Annotated in this window: 18 protein-coding genes and 1 tRNA gene; 8 read left to right on the forward strand and 11 right to left on the reverse strand. The window is 62.0% G+C overall.

Annotated elements, in window-relative coordinates:
- Window positions 1-60 precede the first annotated feature (60 nt).
- The gene (gene fbaA / locus PV375_RS05060; protein WP_332106405.1) at window positions 61-1104 is read left to right on the forward strand and encodes a class II fructose-bisphosphate aldolase; all 1044 of its coding nucleotides are present in this window, start codon (window positions 61-63) and stop codon (window positions 1102-1104) included.
- Window positions 1104-1583, forward strand: a complete 480-nt coding sequence (locus tag PV375_RS05065; RefSeq protein WP_332106406.1) for a DUF6264 family protein — start codon at window positions 1104-1106, stop codon at window positions 1581-1583. The genes fbaA and PV375_RS05065 overlap by 1 nt, the downstream gene beginning before the upstream one ends.
- Before the next feature lie 34 nt (window positions 1584-1617).
- Here the strand turns inward: PV375_RS05065 and PV375_RS05070 are convergent, their stop codons facing one another.
- Window positions 1618-2685 (reverse strand): 4-hydroxy-3-methylbut-2-enyl diphosphate reductase, encoded by a 1068-nt coding sequence (locus tag PV375_RS05070; protein ID WP_442903930.1) that lies wholly within the window; start codon window positions 2683-2685, stop codon window positions 1618-1620.
- A 91-nt stretch (window positions 2686-2776) separates the two neighbouring features.
- Here PV375_RS05070 and xseA point away from each other — a divergent pair, with 91 nt between their 5' ends.
- The 3 genes from xseA to PV375_RS05085 are packed head-to-tail and all read left to right on the forward strand — an operon-like array spanning window position 2777 to window position 4886.
- Window positions 2777-3985: an exodeoxyribonuclease VII large subunit gene (gene xseA / locus PV375_RS05075; RefSeq protein WP_442903931.1), complete on the forward strand. Its 1209-nt coding sequence runs from the start codon at window positions 2777-2779 to the stop codon at window positions 3983-3985.
- A gap of 5 nt (window positions 3986-3990) precedes the next feature.
- Window positions 3991-4251: an exodeoxyribonuclease VII small subunit gene (locus tag PV375_RS05080; RefSeq protein WP_332106407.1), complete on the forward strand. Its 261-nt coding sequence runs from the start codon at window positions 3991-3993 to the stop codon at window positions 4249-4251.
- The gene (locus PV375_RS05085) at window positions 4248-4886 is read left to right on the forward strand and encodes a DUF4245 family protein (protein ID WP_332106408.1); all 639 of its coding nucleotides are present in this window, start codon (window positions 4248-4250) and stop codon (window positions 4884-4886) included. Before PV375_RS05080 ends, PV375_RS05085 begins: the two co-directional genes overlap by 4 nt.
- 118 nt (window positions 4887-5004) lie before the next feature.
- Here the strand turns inward: PV375_RS05085 and PV375_RS05090 are convergent, their stop codons facing one another.
- The 4 genes from PV375_RS05090 to PV375_RS05105 form a co-directional block, all read right to left on the reverse strand.
- Window positions 5005-6411 (reverse strand): class II fumarate hydratase, encoded by a 1407-nt coding sequence (locus tag PV375_RS05090; protein WP_332106409.1) that lies wholly within the window; start codon window positions 6409-6411, stop codon window positions 5005-5007.
- A 75-nt stretch (window positions 6412-6486) separates the two neighbouring features.
- Window positions 6487-6981 (reverse strand): prepilin peptidase, encoded by a 495-nt coding sequence (locus tag PV375_RS05095; RefSeq protein WP_201613824.1) that lies wholly within the window; start codon window positions 6979-6981, stop codon window positions 6487-6489.
- Window positions 6982-7055: 74 nt separating this feature from the next.
- Complete coding sequence (locus PV375_RS05100; RefSeq protein ID WP_442903932.1) at window positions 7056-8459, reverse strand: PhoH family protein; 1404 nt, start codon at window positions 8457-8459, stop codon at window positions 7056-7058.
- A gap of 336 nt (window positions 8460-8795) precedes the next feature.
- Window positions 8796-9554 carry an isoprenyl transferase gene (locus tag PV375_RS05105; RefSeq protein WP_332106493.1) on the reverse strand — a complete coding sequence of 253 codons (759 nt, stop codon included), beginning with the start codon at window positions 9552-9554 and terminating at the stop codon, window positions 8796-8798.
- A 64-nt stretch (window positions 9555-9618) separates the two neighbouring features.
- Between PV375_RS05105 and trhA the strand changes: the two genes are divergently transcribed.
- Window positions 9619-10332, forward strand: a complete 714-nt coding sequence (gene trhA, locus PV375_RS05110; protein WP_442903933.1) for a PAQR family membrane homeostasis protein TrhA — start codon at window positions 9619-9621, stop codon at window positions 10330-10332.
- Between the two features lie 84 nt (window positions 10333-10416).
- On the opposite strand, the gene PV375_RS05115 is transcribed toward trhA, so the two are convergent.
- Both PV375_RS05115 and mca read right to left on the reverse strand, forming a co-directional pair.
- Window positions 10417-10779, reverse strand: a complete 363-nt coding sequence (locus PV375_RS05115; RefSeq protein ID WP_332106410.1) for a hypothetical protein — start codon at window positions 10777-10779, stop codon at window positions 10417-10419.
- The gene (gene mca / locus PV375_RS05120) at window positions 10779-11678 is read right to left on the reverse strand and encodes a mycothiol conjugate amidase Mca (RefSeq protein WP_332106411.1); all 900 of its coding nucleotides are present in this window, start codon (window positions 11676-11678) and stop codon (window positions 10779-10781) included. The genes PV375_RS05115 and mca overlap by 1 nt, the downstream gene beginning before the upstream one ends.
- A gap of 104 nt (window positions 11679-11782) precedes the next feature.
- On the opposite strand from mca, the gene PV375_RS05125 reads away from it, so the two are divergent.
- Together PV375_RS05125 and greA are read left to right on the forward strand one after the other, a co-directional pair.
- Window positions 11783-12178, forward strand: a complete 396-nt coding sequence (locus PV375_RS05125) for a DUF4307 domain-containing protein (RefSeq protein ID WP_332106412.1) — start codon at window positions 11783-11785, stop codon at window positions 12176-12178.
- A 118-nt stretch (window positions 12179-12296) separates the two neighbouring features.
- Window positions 12297-12785 carry a transcription elongation factor GreA gene (greA, locus tag PV375_RS05130; protein WP_332106413.1) on the forward strand — a complete coding sequence of 163 codons (489 nt, stop codon included), beginning with the start codon at window positions 12297-12299 and terminating at the stop codon, window positions 12783-12785.
- 68 nt (window positions 12786-12853) lie between these two features.
- Here the strand turns inward: greA and ilvA are convergent, their stop codons facing one another.
- The 4 genes from ilvA to PV375_RS05150 all read right to left on the reverse strand — a co-directional run bounded on the left by ilvA (window position 12854) and on the right by PV375_RS05150 (window position 16174).
- A complete protein-coding gene (ilvA, locus tag PV375_RS05135; protein ID WP_332106414.1) occupies window positions 12854-14110 on the reverse strand; it encodes a threonine ammonia-lyase in 1257 nt (418 codons plus the stop codon).
- Window positions 14107-15324, reverse strand: coding sequence for an AI-2E family transporter (locus PV375_RS05140; protein ID WP_332106415.1), 1218 nt, complete (start codon window positions 15322-15324; stop codon window positions 14107-14109). Before PV375_RS05140 ends, ilvA begins: the two co-directional genes overlap by 4 nt.
- Window positions 15324-15899: a LemA family protein gene (locus PV375_RS05145; protein WP_332106416.1), complete on the reverse strand. Its 576-nt coding sequence runs from the start codon at window positions 15897-15899 to the stop codon at window positions 15324-15326. Before PV375_RS05145 ends, PV375_RS05140 begins: the two co-directional genes overlap by 1 nt.
- A 201-nt stretch (window positions 15900-16100) precedes the next feature.
- A tRNA-Leu gene (locus tag PV375_RS05150) sits at window positions 16101-16174 on the reverse strand.
- Window positions 16175-16219 lie beyond the last annotated feature (45 nt).

The raw sequence follows: 16219 nt of genomic DNA on the forward strand, positions 1-16219 counted from the left end.
AACAGCGGTAGATAGACTGCCTGGGGCGAAGGTCTCGCACCGCGCACACGCATCAGCTATTTGCAAGGAGTCGCAATGCCAATCGCAACCCCCGACCAGTACGCCGAAATGCTCGACCGTGCCAAGGAGCGCGGCTACGCATTCCCGGCAATTAACGTGTCGAGCTCGCAGACCATTAATTCGGTGCTGCAGGGCCTCACTGAGGCTGGCTCTGACGGCATCATCCAGGTGACCACCGGTGGCGCTGACTACTTTGCCGGCCAGACCCGCACCGCTCGCGCATCCGGTGCGCTCGCCATGGCCGCGTTCGCACACGAGGTGGCAAAGAACTACCCGATCACTGTCGCGCTGCACACCGATCACTGCCCCAAAAACGCCCTTGACGACTTTGTGCTGCCGCTGATTGCGGCCAGCGAAGAGACCGTAAAGCGCGGCGGCGAGCCGATTTTCCAGTCGCACATGTGGGATGGTTCGGCAGTGCCGCTCGACGAGAACCTCGAAATTGCCAAGCAGCTGCTCCCCCGCCTGAAAAACAACGGTCAGATCCTCGAGGTTGAGATCGGTGTTGTGGGTGGCGAGGAAGACGGTGTGGCCGCCGAAATCAACGAAAAGCTCTACACCGATCTCGAGGATGCTATCGCCACCGTTGAGGCCCTCGGCCTCGGCGAGCAGGGCCGGTACATGACTGCTCTCACCTTCGGTAATGTGCACGGTGTTTACAAGCCCGGCAATGTGAAGCTGCGCCCCGAGCTGCTTGCCGAAATTCAGGCTGGTCTGCAAGAGAAGTACGGCACCGGCCCGAAGCCGCTCGACCTCGTGTTCCACGGTGGTTCGGGCTCGAGCGCTGAAGAGATCGCCACCGCGGTTGCGAACGGTGTGGTGAAGATGAACATCGACACCGACACGCAGTACGCCTACTCGCGTTCGGTGGCCGATTCGGTGCTCAAAAACTATGACGGCTTCCTGAAGATCGATGGCGAGGTCGGCAACAAGAAGGTTTATGACCCGCGTTCGTGGGGTAAGAAGGCAGAGTCGGCGATGGCTGCTCGTGTGGTTGAGGCCACTCAGCAGCTCGGTTCGTACGGCAACTCGCTGACTGTCTAATGACGAACCCTGGCAACCACGGTGAGGGGTCTCAGCCAAATGGCTCGGGCCCCTCGCCCGTTGGCGGTCGACGCGAGCAGCTGCTGCGAGTCGACCGGCTCTATGGCATCACGCTATTCGTTATCGGTGTTTTTGCGACCATCAATATGATGCTCGCGAGCACCGAGCGGGTGCTGGTGATGACCATTGCTGATTTTTATGAGCAGTACGGGCTCGGCGACTATGTGCGCCCCGAGGGTCTGGCCGCAATTGAGTGGGCGGGTATCATCCTGCATCCGCTCAACTACGCCATCTGGCTGTATTTTTCGGTGCGACGCTGGCGCGCTAAGAAGTTCACCGCTTGGTTTGCGCTGATGGGCGCGCTCCTGGCCTGGATTATGAGTTCGCTGCTGATGGCCGCGGCCGTGATCGCGCATCCCGGTCTCATTGATGCGATGGTGCAGCAGGGATTCCCACCGGCGGCCACCACCGCACCCTAATTTGGGTAAACGAGCTACAGAGGAGAGCGACAAACTAGTTTTTGTCGCGCACACCCTGGCCGTGTCCGCCGCGCTGCTGCTCGCCACCCAGCTGGGCGCGCAGTTCTTTGGGCAGCGAGAACATGAGGTCTTCGGTGGCGGTTTCTACCTCGGCAACATCGCGATAGCCGGCGGTGCTGAGCGCCGCGACCACTTCTTGCACGAGCACCTCCGGTACGGATGCGCCCGAGGTCACCCCAACCGTGACCACATCATCCAGCCACTCCTGTTTGATTTCGTTCGCGTAGTCGATACGGTAGGCGGCACGGGCACCGTGCTGTAGTGCCACCTCGACAAGACGAACCGAGTTGGATGAGTTGGCTGAACCCACCACAATCACCAGATCGGATTCGGCAGCCACCTTTTTGATCGCCACCTGGCGGTTCTGCGTGGCGTAGCAAATATCGTCGCTCGGCGGGTCTTGCAGCTCAGGGAAACGTTCGCGGAGCACGCCGACGATCTCGTAGGTCTCATCTACCGAGAGCGTGGTCTGCGACAGCCACACGACATTACTGGGATTTTCGACGGTGACGGTTTTCGCTTCGGCAACACTGTTCACCACGGTGACCCTGTCGCCACCGTGACCGGCCGTGCCCTCGACCTCTTCGTGCCCGTCGTGCCCGATCAGCAGAATCTCTCGGTTTTGTTTCGCAAACCGGGTTGCTTCACGGTGCACTTTGGTCACGAGCGGGCAGGTGGCGTCGATGGTGTTCAGTTCACGTTCGGCCGCCGCTGATTTCACCATTGGTGAAACACCGTGTGCCGAGAACACGAGATTGGCCCCCTCGGGCACCTCATCAACCTCATCCACAAAAATTGCGCCGCGTTTTTCAAGCTCCGACACAACGTGACGGTTGTGCACGATCTGCTTGCGCACATACACCGGCGGACCGTATACCTCGAGCGCTTTTTCCACAGCCACCACCGCGCGGTCAACACCGGCACAGTATCCTCGTGGTGCGGCAAGCAATACCCGCTTCGGTCCGGCAACCGGCCGGTCTTCGAGCACGACAGCAGGCCGCGGGATACGCGGCGTGGGCAGGGCAATAACCGATTCACTCACGCCTCCCAGTGTACGGTGACCCACCGACTTTCTGACGGATGTCCGCCAGTAGCTGACCCGCATCCCCTCACAAACAGAACGGAGAACCACGGTGACGACGCAGCCCACGGCCGAGCAGCCAATGCAGGTGCGCGAAGTATCGGAGGGCATCAAGGGCTGGCTCGACAAGCTCGGCACGGTGTGGGTTGAAGGTGAGCTCACGAGCTACCAGATCCGCGGCGGCCACGCCTATGCCAAGCTGCGCGACCTCAACGACGATGTGTCGCTGTCGCTGGTGGTGTGGCGCTCAACGCTCGCCAAACTCACCGAACAGTTCCAGCAGGGTGACCGCGTGGTCGTGTTCGGCAAGATTGATTTTTGGGTCAAGGGCGGCACGCTCTCACTACAGGTGATGAATATGCGCCACGCGGGCCTGGGCAATTTGCTCGAGCAGCTGCGCAAGCTCGGCGAAAAACTCGCGGCCGAGGGGTTGTTCGCGGTCGAACGCAAGCAGCCGCTCCCCTTCCTCCCCCAGTGCATCGGTCTGATTACGGGTAAAGATTCGGATGCTGAAAAAGATGTGCGACGCAACGCCGAGCTGCGTTGGCCAGCCGTGCACTTCCGCACCATCCACACCCGTGTGCAGGGTGAAGGTACTGCCGAGCAGGTCATTGCCGCGCTCGAAACACTCGATGCGGACCCCGAGGTGGATGTCATCATCATTGCCCGCGGTGGTGGCGATTTTATGCATCTGCTGCCGTTCAGCGACGAGGCGCTGGTCCGTGCTGCGGCCGCGGCCCGTACCCCGATTGTCAGCGCCATCGGCCACGAAAACGACCGGCCGCTACTCGATGAAGTGGCGGATTTGCGCGCATCCACGCCAACCGACGCCGCCAAGCGAGTGGTCCCAGACACTGCCGAACAGCTCGACCTGGTGACGCAGCTGCGGGCCCGGCTGCGTCGCCGAGTGACCGAACAGGTGGTGAATGAAACCCGGCAGCTCGCGGCGCTGCGCTCACGACCGGTGCTGGCCGAACCGTCATGGATTGTTGATCGACACGGTGAAGAACTCATGCGGCTCGCGGCCCGTGGTGAGGAGCTGGTGCGCCGCCAAGTTGATGATGCCGAACGCGATCTTGCCTCGCTCACCCAGCGGCTTTCGGCGCTCTCGCCAGAGGGCACGCTGCGGCGCGGCTACGCCATCGTTGAGCGGCAGCGCAATGATGAATCAGCAATTGTTACCAATACCGAGCAGGTTCGCGCTGGGGATGCATTGAGCATCCGCGTGACCGATGGACGAATCGAGGCGACCGTAGAATGAGCAATATGACCGACCAATCGGCCGAAGTGCCCGCATCCACCCCCGTAGCTGAAATGAGTTTCGAGCAGGCTCGCGACGAACTCATTCTCGTGGTCCAAAAACTCGAGCAGGGCTCGCTGCCGCTGGCCACCTCGCTGAACCTGTGGGAGCGCGGCGAGCAGCTCGCGGGCCGCTGCGAACACTGGTTGAAGGGTGCTCGCGAACGACTCGAGCAGGCTCGTAACGAAGCCGAGCAGGGCCGCGACGAAGCCGAGCAGACCAAGTGAGCAGCGAGCGTCCAATTCGCGCCGATCTGGGCCGCCCCGAAACCCCAGCCGAAGCTGCCGAGCGCAAAGCTGAAGCATCGCGGCTGCATCGTTCGCGGCAGACGGTGCGCAATTTGCTGGCGTCACTGCTGGTTTGTGGGCTGGCGGTGCTGGTGCTGGTGCTGATTGTTCCGCGCAATGATTCACCGCGCGTGTTTGATGTCGACTATCGGGCTGTGGCAGCCGAGGCACAACACGACTTCACGCAGCCGCTGGTCGCCCCAGAGGTGCCTGAGTCGTGGCGTTCCAATGCCGCTGAGATCCGCACCGGCGCCGACAAGGTCACCGAGTGGTACACCGGCTTTGTGATCTACGACGGCGACCAGGCTCAGGGGTTCGTGGGGATGAGCCAGGGGCTCAATGCGAACGACACCTGGGCATTGCAAAAACTTGCCGGGCGCAGCCAGACCGGTGAGATCACGGTCGGCGGTGTGCAGTGGCGCGAGTTTGATGCCACCCACCTCTCGCCCGAGGAGGCCGGAAACACCCGCTACGCGCTGATCAGCGAAATCGACGGTTCGCTATTCGTGGTGTACGGCTCGCACGACCCCGAGCAGGTGCGGCTGCTGGCCGAGCGTATCGCCGCTGCCGGCTAACAAACTAACCGCACCGCTAGCAAACTAACCGCACGGTTTGGCTGCCGTCGAGCGTGCATCCCCATAACAGTTGTGGCCCGGAAGCGAACTTCCGGGCCACAACTTGTTTTTGACTCGCTTAGAGGTTCGGCGAGGTCATCTTGAGCACGTCAAGCTTTTCGTCGAGCACCTCTTCGGTGATCTCGCCGCGCTCAACGTAGCCGAGGTCGATCACGGCCTGGCGCACGGTGAGCTTGTTGGCAACGGCGTGCTTCGCGATCTTCGCGGATGCTTCGTAACCGATAACACGGTTGAGCGGCGTGACGATCGAGGGCGACGACTCGGCCAGCTCGCGGGCGTGCTCGAGGTTGGCTTCGAGGCCCTTGATGGTCTTGTCGGCGAGCACCCGGCAGGCGTTACCGAGCAGACGGATCGACTCGAGCAGTGCGGTGCCCATGAACGGAATCTGCACGTTGAGCTCGAACGAACCCGAGGCACCGGCAATCGCGATACCGGCGTCGTTACCGATCACGCGCGAGCACACCATCAGCACGGCTTCGGGAACAACCGGGTTGACCTTACCGGGCATGATCGACGAGCCGGGCTGCAGGTCGGGGATGTGCAGTTCGCCGAGACCGGTGTTCGGACCCGACCCCATCCAGCGCAGGTCGTTGTTGATCTTGGTGAGCGAGACCGCGACGGTGCGCAGCGCACCCGAAGCCTCAACCAGACCGTCACGCGCGCTCTGTGCCTCGAAGTGGTCGGCAGCTTCGTGCAGCGGCAGGCCGGTTTTGGCGGCGAGCTCGGCAATAACCTGCTCCGAGAAGCCCTTGGGCGTGTTGATACCGGTACCCACTGCGGTACCGCCCAGCGGCACCTCGGCAACGCGCTCAATGGTGGCCTTCACGCGGTCGATGCCCAGGCGAATCTGGCGGGCGTAACCGGCAAATTCCTGGCCGAGGGTCACCGGGGTCGCGTCCATCAGGTGGGTGCGGCCGGCCTTAACAGCGTCCTTCCACAGCTCGGCCTTTTCTTCGAGTGCCTCGGCGAGGTACTCGAGGTCGGGCACGAGGTCTTCAATCAGCGCGCCGGTGACAGCAATGTGCACCGAGGTGGGGAACACGTCATTCGACGACTGCGAGGCGTTGACGTGGTCGTTGGGGTGTACTTGGTCTTCGAAGATGTCGGTGGCGAGCTTCGCGAGCACCTCGTTGGTGTTCATGTTCGACGAGGTACCCGACCCGGTCTGGTAGATGTCAATCGGGAACTGGTCAAGGTGCTGACCACCGATGATCTGCTCGGCAGCGGCGACGATTGCCTTCGAGCGACCCTCGTCGAGGATGCCCAGCTTGGCGTTCACGATTGCTGCGGCACGCTTGATCTGTGCGAGCGCGATGATCTGACGGTCTTCAAGCACCTGACCCGAGATCGGGAAGTTTTCGACCGCACGCTGCGTCTGCGCGGCGTAGAGGGCGTTTTTTGGAACGCGCACCTCGCCCATGGTGTCGTGCTCGATACGGTATTCGGTCTCGTTGTTCTCGACCACGCTGTCCCCTTTCGGATCTGGGATTCTTGCCCCTCAATTCTACGCTGCTTGGTCGATAGCTTCCCGAGTGCATCCCTACGGCAGAATGCCCGGCAGGATACCCGTGGCACTCCAGGTGTATCCCGTCCAATAGCCCAACAAAATTGGCGGACCAAAAGGGATGTGAGCGCGCAGGTTACGCTGCTGAATCACCGTGCCGAGCGCAACGATCGCGCCGCTACACAGCGCCAGCATCGCGGCAACGAGCGCGGTTTGCGGATGAACGAGCAGCAGCCCGACCGCCAGCGGCAGCACGAGTTTGACATCCCCCATCCCGAGTCCGCCGGTGAACGCGACGGCGACGAGCACCACCAGCAGGATGAGCGCGGTCAGGGCCGCCGAGGTCGGGAACTGGCCGGTGAGCGGTGTGACCACCGCAAGCGCACCGGCCGCCACCCACCAGCCCGGTAGGGTGAGCCGGTTCGGTAGCCGAAACTCACGCAGATCGTGCTGCACCAGGGCAGGCGTGACTGCAGCTGCCCACAGGGCTATTGCGCCGGCTGCGGCGAGCTGCACTTGGGTTTCGTCCACGGCGGCACCCTAGCGAGAACCGGCCGCAGCCGCTGCGGTTATCCACAGGGATGCGGCCGGCGGGGTCGAGTGCGCTAGTAGATTTCGTACCCCTCAAGCAGATCGGTCACGAGTCCCGCGATGGCGCTGCGTTCGGATCGCGTGAGCGTGATGTGGCCAAAGAGTGGCTGTCCCTTGAGCGTTTCAATCACCGAGGCGATGCCGTCGTGGCGTCCCACGCGCAGGTTGTCGCGTTGGGCGACGTCGTGGGTGAGCACCACGCGTGAGTTTTGTCCCACGCGCGACAGCATGGTCAACAGCACATTGCGTTCGAGCGATTGCGCTTCGTCGACGATCACGAAGGCGTCGTGCAGTGAGCGGCCGCGGATGTGAGTGAGCGGCAGGATTTCGAGGATGCCACGGTCGAGCACTTCGTCGATGACGTTGTCGGAGACGATCGAGGAGAGCGCGTCGTAAACGGCTTGCCCCCACGGGTTCATCTTTTCGTCCTGATCGCCTGGCAGGTAGCCGAGTTCTTGGCCGCCCACCGCGAACAGCGGCCGAAACACCATGATTTTGCGGTGCAGTCCGCGCTCGAGGACGGCCTCGAGCCCGGCCGCGAGCGCGAGTGCCGATTTGCCGGTTCCGGCGCGCCCGCCCAGCGAGACGATGCCCACCGAGGGGTCGAGCAGCAGGTCGATGGCCAGGCGCTGTTCGGCTGAGCGGCCGTGCACGCCAAACACGTCGCGGTCGCCACGCACGAGGCGCACGCGACGATCGCCGTCGGCGCCGCGCACCACGCGACCGAGCGCTGACCCGCGTTCGGAGGCGATCACGAGTGAGGTGTTGATCGGCTGTTCGGCAATGTCATCGCAGGCGATTTCTTCGTGTTCGTACAGCTCGCTGATTGCTTCGCTACCGAGTTCGATCTGGGTGAGCCCGGTGTAGCCGGTATCGCGAGCGAGTTCGTGGCGGTATTCATCGGCGGCGATGCCGATGGCCGACGCTTTCACTCGCATCGGCAGGTCTTTTGAGACAACGGTCACTTCCAGGCCGTCGTTTTGCAGGTTGGCAGCCACAGCAAGGATGCGCGAGTCGTTGTCGCCCAGCTGCATCCCGCTTGGCAACACTTGCTGGTTGGAGTGGTTGAGTTCGACCCGCAGAGTGCCGCCCTCATCCCCCACCGGCATCGGGAAGTCGAGCCGGCCGTGTTCGATGCGGAACCGGTCAAGCAGCCGCAGTGCTTGGCGAGCAAAATAGCCGATCTCGGGGTCGGAGCGCTTTTTTTCGAGCTCGGTGATCACCACGATCGGGATGACGACCTCGTGTTCAGCGAAGTGAAAAATTGCTCGCGGGTCGCTCAGCAGCACCGAGGTGTCGAGCACATAGGTGCGCACTCGGGTTGCTGAATCGGTGTTGTTAGCGGGATGTTCGCCCGCGTTGGTGGCTGCTGCGGCTTCGTTGCCACGGTCGATGGTGGTCGGTGTCGCGGTGGTCACGGCGTCGTCTCCTCGCCGAGCTTGCGCTCGTCGGTGCTGCGATTCGGCCACTCAGTTTCGGTGTCGAAACCCGTCGCGATGTCGAAACGAACTTGTGTGGCCGCTTCGATCAGGAATGTCCCCTGATGCCGCCAAGCTATCGCCCCGCAGCTGGGTGAGAGCGTTAGTCCGATGCGGTTATGCGCAGTCGTTTCCCGACGGTTACCCGAAGTTCATCTTGGCTGTTACGGGTGATGCGGCTGTGACGAATGTGACAAATACCGGGCGAAAAAGCACCCGAAAAGCCGTTCCGCCACCGATTCCGACACGCCGGCCCGGGCGTGTCGGCGCAGGCAGCTATTTGCCGTAGCGCCGCTCTCGGCTGGCAAAATCACGCACCGCGCGCAAAAAATCAACCTCGCGCAGATCGGGTCCGAGCGCCTCCACAAAATAAAACTCCGAGTGCGCCGCCTGCCACAGCATGAAGTCGCTGAGCCGCTGCTCGCCCGAAGTACGGATCAGCAGGTCGGGGTCGGGCTGCCCGCCGGTGTAAAGATGTTCACCGATCAGTTCGGGAGTGAGAATATCCGCGAGTTCAGCAATCGACCCGCCCGAATCGGCATGTGCGCTAACGATCGACCGCATCCCATCCACGATTTCGCTGCGGCCGCCGTAGCCGACGGCCAGATTCACATGCAGGCTCGCCTTGCGAGTGGCGGTCTCTTCCTGCACGCGTTTGAGAGTGGCAGCGAGCTGCGGGTCAAGCCCCTCGCTCGAGCCCACATGCTGCACCCGCCAGCGGTCATTAGCGGCGATGGCGTCGGCCAGCCGAGCAATGATCTGCTGTAGTTCGTGCAGTTCGCGGCTCTCGCGATTGGTGAGATTGTCGCGTGAGAGCAAATACAGCGTGACCGTGCCAATCCGGGCCCGATCACACCAGCCGAGAAACTCGATCATCTTGGCGGCCCCGGCCCGGTGCCCAGCAGCCGCATCCTCGTGACCGGCAAGCCGAGCCCAGCGCCGATTGCCATCAATAATCATCGCCACGTGTTGCGGCCGCGCACTCATCCGGTCAAGCGCACGCCACAGGCGACGGGTATACAGGCGGTACAGCATCGCTGAAGCAACCGGCACACGAACTTTCACACCGTTAATCTAGTGCACGGCGTAGGGTGTGTGTATGGCAGCCACGAAGCCGGATACTCCGGCAAAGTCCTTCGCCCAAGATACCGCCGACGCTTCACCGCAGCCGCCTGCGGCCATCCCACCGCGGATGCGGGGAGAGCTGCACACCTGGGCTGCGGTTGCTGCCGCAGTGCTTGGCGGCCTGCTCCTGGTGTTCGCCGATAATGCCCGCCAGGTGTTCGCGATCACCGTGTACACCGCCTCATCGGTGGTGCTGTTCGGAATGTCGGCGCTGTACCACCGGGTCGCGTGGCAGCCGCGCACCAAGGCGGTGCTGCGACGCATCGACCACGCCAATATTTTCCTGCTCATTGCCGGCACTTACACACCGATCGCGCTGCTGGGGCTGCCACCAGAAAAAGGTTGGCTGCTGTTCTGGCTGGTGTGGGGTGCTGCGGCCGCAGGCATCACTTTTAATGTGCTGTGGATCACCGCACCGCGCTGGCTGTACGTGGCGCTCTATCTCGCCACCGGCTGGCTTGCCGTCATGTATCTGGGTGATTTGCTGGCAGCATCCGTCGCCATGATGGTGCTGGTTGCCGTGGGCGGTGTGGTTTACACGGTCGGCGCCGTGTTCTACGCGATGAAACGCCCCAATCCCTGGCCGCGCTATTTCGGTTTTCACGAGATTTTTCACGCGCACACGGTGGTTGCCTGGGCCTGCCACTGGGTTGCGATCCTGCTGATTGTGCTCAACCCGGCCGCCTAGCGCATCCCGTTAGCCGAGCGCATCCGCAGACGAGCCCCGACCTCGCATTGGGCGTGGCCGGGGCTCGTTCGTTCGCCGGGAAACTTAGCGGCTGATGTCTCCCGAACTCGGGTCACTATCGCCGGTTTCGCGCTCAGCCTCAGCGGCCACATCCTGCCCGGCTACATCCCGACCGGATACATCCTGCCCGGCCGAATCCTGACCGGATGCTTGCTTCGCGGCTGCTTCGCGCTCGAGTTCTTCGCGCACCTGGTAGCGGGCGTTCACCCGCGACATTTTTGTCATCATCGACATCACGAGCAAACCAACGGCCACCATAAACACCGCAGTGAAAATAAATCCGATTGGCCCGGGCGTCACATCGGCGGGATTGAATGCGGGATCGGTCGGTGTGGGGAGCGGCTCGTCAATCCCCATCCACACGGCCCACAGCGCCAGTTGATTCATTACCAAGCTCCCTCATCGATGATGCCCGCGAATAGATCCGTTTCGAGCGCGGCCGGATCACCGCCCGGGGCAGCCACGCGCGACATCACCAGCTCGTAATCTTCGAACGGGTAGGCAACTGCCTCCAGATCGCGAGGATAGCCGAAAAAGAACGCGTCGTTCGGCGCCACCTGGCTCGAGTGCGAACGCAGCGCCGCATCCCGCCGCTGCAAATACTCAGCCACATTGATGCGCGCACCGATGCGCCCCTGCCGGGCTTGCTCGTGCTCGAGCACCCGCGCGACCATGGCTTCCATGCGGTCAGCCAGATGCTCATGCTCGCTGTGCTTTTTTAACTCGTGCAGCAGCGACTGGTAGCGGTTGGAGTTCATGGTGCGGTCGTAGTAGAGCTTCTGGATGCTCCACGCCGACCCCAGTTCGGGACGATATTCTTCGTCGCCAGACAGTTCCCAGGCGCGAATCGACACCTCGTGGGTGCGAATGTGGTCGGGATGCGGATAGCCACCGTTCTCGTCATAGGTGACCATCACATGCGGGCGAAACTCACGAATGAGCCGCACCAGCGGGCGCACCGATATTTCAATCGGGATGGCAGCGAAACTATCGGCGGGCACCACACCGTCTGCGGGCATCCCCGAATCGCGGTACCCCAACCAGCGGTGCTCAATGCCGAGGATGCGCTGGGCCTCAACCATCTCAACTCGGCGCAGTCCCGGCAGGTCGCGCTGGGCGTGTGCTCGGGACGGTACGGCAGTGTTGAGAATGTCGCCAGCTTCACCGCCGGTACAGCTAACAATCATGACCTCGGCGCCACGGTCTTCGTACATTGCGTACGTTCCGGCTCCCTTACTCGACTCGTCGTCGGGATGCGCGTGCACTGCCAGCAGCCGATAGGTCACTTCCCTGCTCCTGCCTCAATTCCGATCCGTTCGGCGCCGCGTGTTGACCCAACGGACTAAGCTGGTAATTCAACGCCTAAGCCTATCCGCCAGCCAGGAGTACCGTGAGCGAACTCGACGAACGTTACGGCACAAGTCGCCGCGTGACGTCCAATTCCTCACGCTGGGTGTGGCTGGCCGCGGCCGCCATGTTCGTCGGCGTGGTGTTGTTTTGGGCGATGACTGCGCTTTCGCCCAGCGCTACCGTCGAAACGCAAACCGCGCGCTTTGAGGTCGTCTCCCCTGCTTCGGCGACGCTGCAGGCACGCGTGTCAGTGCATCCTGGCACACCGCTCGCCTGCGCGGTTGAGGCGCACAACACGACGGGCACCGTCGTGGGCTGGAAGGTTGTCGAACTGGCACCGAGCGAACAGGCGCATCAGGTGATTGATGTGACGCTGCGAACCACCCAGGCTGCGGATGTTGTACAGGTAAAAGAGTGTTGGGTCACCGACCACTAGCCGAGCCCCGCATCCAATTACCGCTTTATTCTGGCCGTCTATTGAGCGGATACGCTAGAATGTGAAAACTGCCCCGACAGGAGGTCGGGGTGCATTTTTTTATCCAAAAGGAGACCCCATGTCGCAGCAGAACGAGTCGACCTGGCTCACCCAAGCCGCGTATGACCGTCTTCGTGCCGAACTTGACGAACTTTCGACCACCGGTCGACGCAATATCGCAAAAGAAATCCAAGAGGCTCGGGAAGACGGCGACCTGAAAGAAAACGCCGGCTACCACGCTGCCCGTGAAGAACAGGGCCGCATCGAGGCCCGCATTGTTGAAATCGAAGCCATGCTCAAAACCGCCGTCGTTTCAGAGGCCCCCGAAGCCGCTGGTGTGGTTGAGCTCGGCACCGTAGTGCTCGCCACAATCGCCGGCCGGGAACAAAAGTTTTTGTATGCCGATGCCGAGCTCGAAGCCCAAACCGACCTGCGGGTGTTCTCGCCCGACAGCCCGATCGGTGCCGCCATTGAGGGACTGAAGATCGGCGAAACAACCAGCTATCTCGCACCGAACGGTCGCGATATCCCCGTCGAAATCATCGACGTCGAAACCTTCCGCAGCTAATTACGCAGCACACGAATCGGCCCCGCACACCGCAGTGGTGTTCGGGGCCGACTTGTGTTTTGCATCCACTACACCGTGGCGTAGCGATCGACGCGAGGTTCGTATCCCGCGGCGCGCAGCGAATCAAGTACGAGCGCCGCATGCTCGCTACCGCGCGTCTCCACCGAAATCTCCAGTTCAACCTGCGTGATCTGGAGGCCCTTGTTGTGGCGCGTGTGCAGCACCTCGATCACGTTCGCGTTGATATCCGCGAGAATTGTCGAAATCCGTGCCAGGTGCCCCGGCACATCGTGCAGGCCAATAATGATGCGCATATAGCGGTCGGATGCGGTGAGACCCTGCGCGATCACCTTTTCGAGCATCATCGGGTCAATATTGCCGCCCGAGAGCACCGCCACTGTTTTACCGCTGTCGTGAATTTTCCCGGCCAGCATGGCTGCCACACCCGTGGCGCCGGCAGGTTCAACGACGAGCTTCGCGCGCTCAAGCAACAGCAGGATCGCCCGCGAAATATCCGCATCCGATACTTCAACAATTTCATCCACATATTTGCGCACCAGCTCAAAAGTGAGCCTGCCCGGTTCATTGACCGCGATACCGTCGGCGATGGTCGGATGCCCCGAAACTTTCACGGGATGCCCGGCAGCAATTGACGGCCGGAAGGGGGCCGATCCCTCGGCTTGCACGCCAATCACGCGAATGTCCCGGCCGAGTTCGGTCGCTTTGAGTTTGAGCAGCGCCGCCACGCCCGAAGCGAGCCCGCCGCCACCGATCGGCACAATCACGGTGTCGACATCCGGCGCCTGCTCGAGAATGTCGAGGCCGAGGGTTGCCTGGCCGGTGATGATGTCGGGGTGGTCGTAGGGATGAATGAACGTTGCGCCGGTGCGTTCGGCAAATTCCTGAGCGCCGGCGAGCGAATCGGCCACGTTGTAGCCCTGCAGCACCACCTCGGCACCGTAGTTGCGGGTGGCCTCGAGTTTCGGGATGGGAACGCCGATCGGCATATAAATAGTGGCGGGAATACCCAGCTCAGCAGCCGCGAACGCGACCCCCTGCGCGTGGTTACCGGCGGATGCGGCCACCACCCCGCGCGCCCGTTCTTCTTCTGAGAGCTGCGAGAGCCGGTAGGTGGCACCGCGAAGCTTGTACGAACCGGTGCGCTGCATGTTTTCGCATTTGAGAAACACGGGCGAGCCAACATATTTGCGCAGGAATTTTGCCGACTCCATCGGCGTAACCCGCGTGGTGCGCTGCACGATCTCGCGAGCCTGCTCGATTCGTTCCAGGGTGGGTTCGAATGTGAGGTCAAGTTCAGCGGTCATGCGCTCGGTTTCTTTCTAACACGGAGGGACAGCGGCTGACGGTTCGGTACCCGGCCACCAAGCGAGTCACTGTCGTCTGACAGCCCGACGGTGGGGTCGGGATCGCCCCGCCATTTGCCTGATTGAATGTATTTCACCATCGTACGTATCGCCGCGACCACCGGCACCGCAAAAACCGCCCCGGCGATACCGGCGAAGATTGAGCCGGCGCTCACCGACACCAGCACCGCCAGCGGATGGAGCTCGACGGCCTGCCCCATGATGAGCGGCTGCAACACATTCGCTTCGATCGCCATCACCGCGATGACGATGGCCAGCATGATGACGGCGTTCCAGAATCCATTGGCGATGAGTGCGATGAGTACCGCGACCGCACCCGAGGCAACCGCACCCACCAGCGGCACGAACGCCGCGATGAACACGATGATGCCGATGGCGAGCGCATAAGGCACCTGCAGGATGAGCGCGCCGAGGAAAATCCCGACCGCATCGATGAATGCCACCACGACCTGCACGCGCACATAGTGGCCGGTAGAAATCCAGGCTCGCTCCCCCGCACCGTCGACCGCGGCACGGGCGCTTGCCGGCAAAAACGAGACGATAAACAGCCAAATTCGCCGACCATCCGCCAAATAAAAGACGATGGCAAATAGGGCCACTGTGGCGCCGGTAACCACCGAGGCGACGGTAGAGCTGGCGGCGAGCGTTCCTTGCACGAGCGACGCGGCGTTTTCTTTCACCCAGTTAGTGGCTTCGCCGTACCACTGCTGCAGGTGGTCGGTGGTGATGTGCAGGGGGCTGTCTTCGAGCAGCCTGAGTAGCTCTTGACCGCGGCGCTGGATGCTGTCGACGTCAAATTGCTGGCCGCTGCGGAATGCGACCACCACCAGGGCGATGAGTGCTGATAGTCCGGCAATCAGCGCGAGCAGCGCGATGAGAATGGCGATCCATGCCGGCCAGCGCAGCCGGTCACGAAAATAGTTCGCAATCGGGGTGATGAGCGCGGTCAGCAAAATCGCCACCAGCAGCGGAATCACCACGATGCTGCCCTTGGCAAGCAGCCAAATGATGGGGATGGCGGCCAAGACGATGAGGATCAGTCGCCACGCCCACGCCGCGGCTATCCGTACTGGTTTGGTGACATATTCACGGTCTTCAGGGATGCGTGATTGTTCGATGACGGTTTTGCCACCGGTTTGTTCGTTGCCCGTCATTAGAACTGGACCCGCGGCGGCTCCGAGATGGCCGCGCGATCAGTAACCTCGTAGATCGCGCGCTCTTCGGCGCGGGAGCTGCCAGCGACGAGGCTGTTGGGAAAGCGCGAAATTTGGCGGTTGTAGCCACGCACGGTGCTGTTGTAATTGCGTCGAGCGGCCTGAATCTTGTCTTCGGTTTGCACGAGATCGGCCTTGATTTGCAGAAAGTTTGGCTGGTTCGACAGTTGCGGGTATCCCGAAACGAGACCGAACACGCTGCGCAGCGCGCCTTGGAAACGGTTTTCGGCCGCGGCAGCATCGTTGGGGCCGGAGCTGGCCACCGCGTCTGCGCTGGCGCTTTCGAGTTCGGCGTACACCTGCTGTTCCGGGCCGGCGAATTCGCGGACGGCGGCGACCAGGTTGGGGATCAGATCATTGCGTCGTTTGAGCTGATCGGCAACGTCATTCCAGCTCGCATCCACCTGTGCGGTGGCAGTCTGCAAATGTTTGCGGGTGATGAAAAACCATACCGCAAGAGCAATCACGATGACCGCAACGATGATCACGGGAATGAGCCAACCGAGGTTATCCATGACGCGAATTCTAGCGAGCGCAGTTTGCGGGCGCGCTGCACGTTGGCACAGGTGACTTGGTTAGAGGTTCCCGGCATCAACACAAGGCACTTGCGTCGGGCCGTGCATGACTGGCCTTGCAGAGCCGTTAAATAGCTGCGCATTCCTACTACCGGTTCTGCAGATCGAGTAGTCAAGCCGCAGTCACCGGGTATGTAAGCGTCCCCCGGGCGGGGTTCGAACCCGCACTTTGGCGATTTTAAGTCGCCTGCCTCTGCCAATTGGGCTACCAGGGGATTTTGCACACAGCCAACAATGGCGGCGCAACGGCGACGCCGCCG

The sequence above is a fragment of the Gulosibacter sp. GYB002 genome, from assembly GCF_036577665.1.
Taxonomy (GTDB): domain Bacteria; phylum Actinomycetota; class Actinomycetes; order Actinomycetales; family Microbacteriaceae; genus Gulosibacter; species Gulosibacter hominis.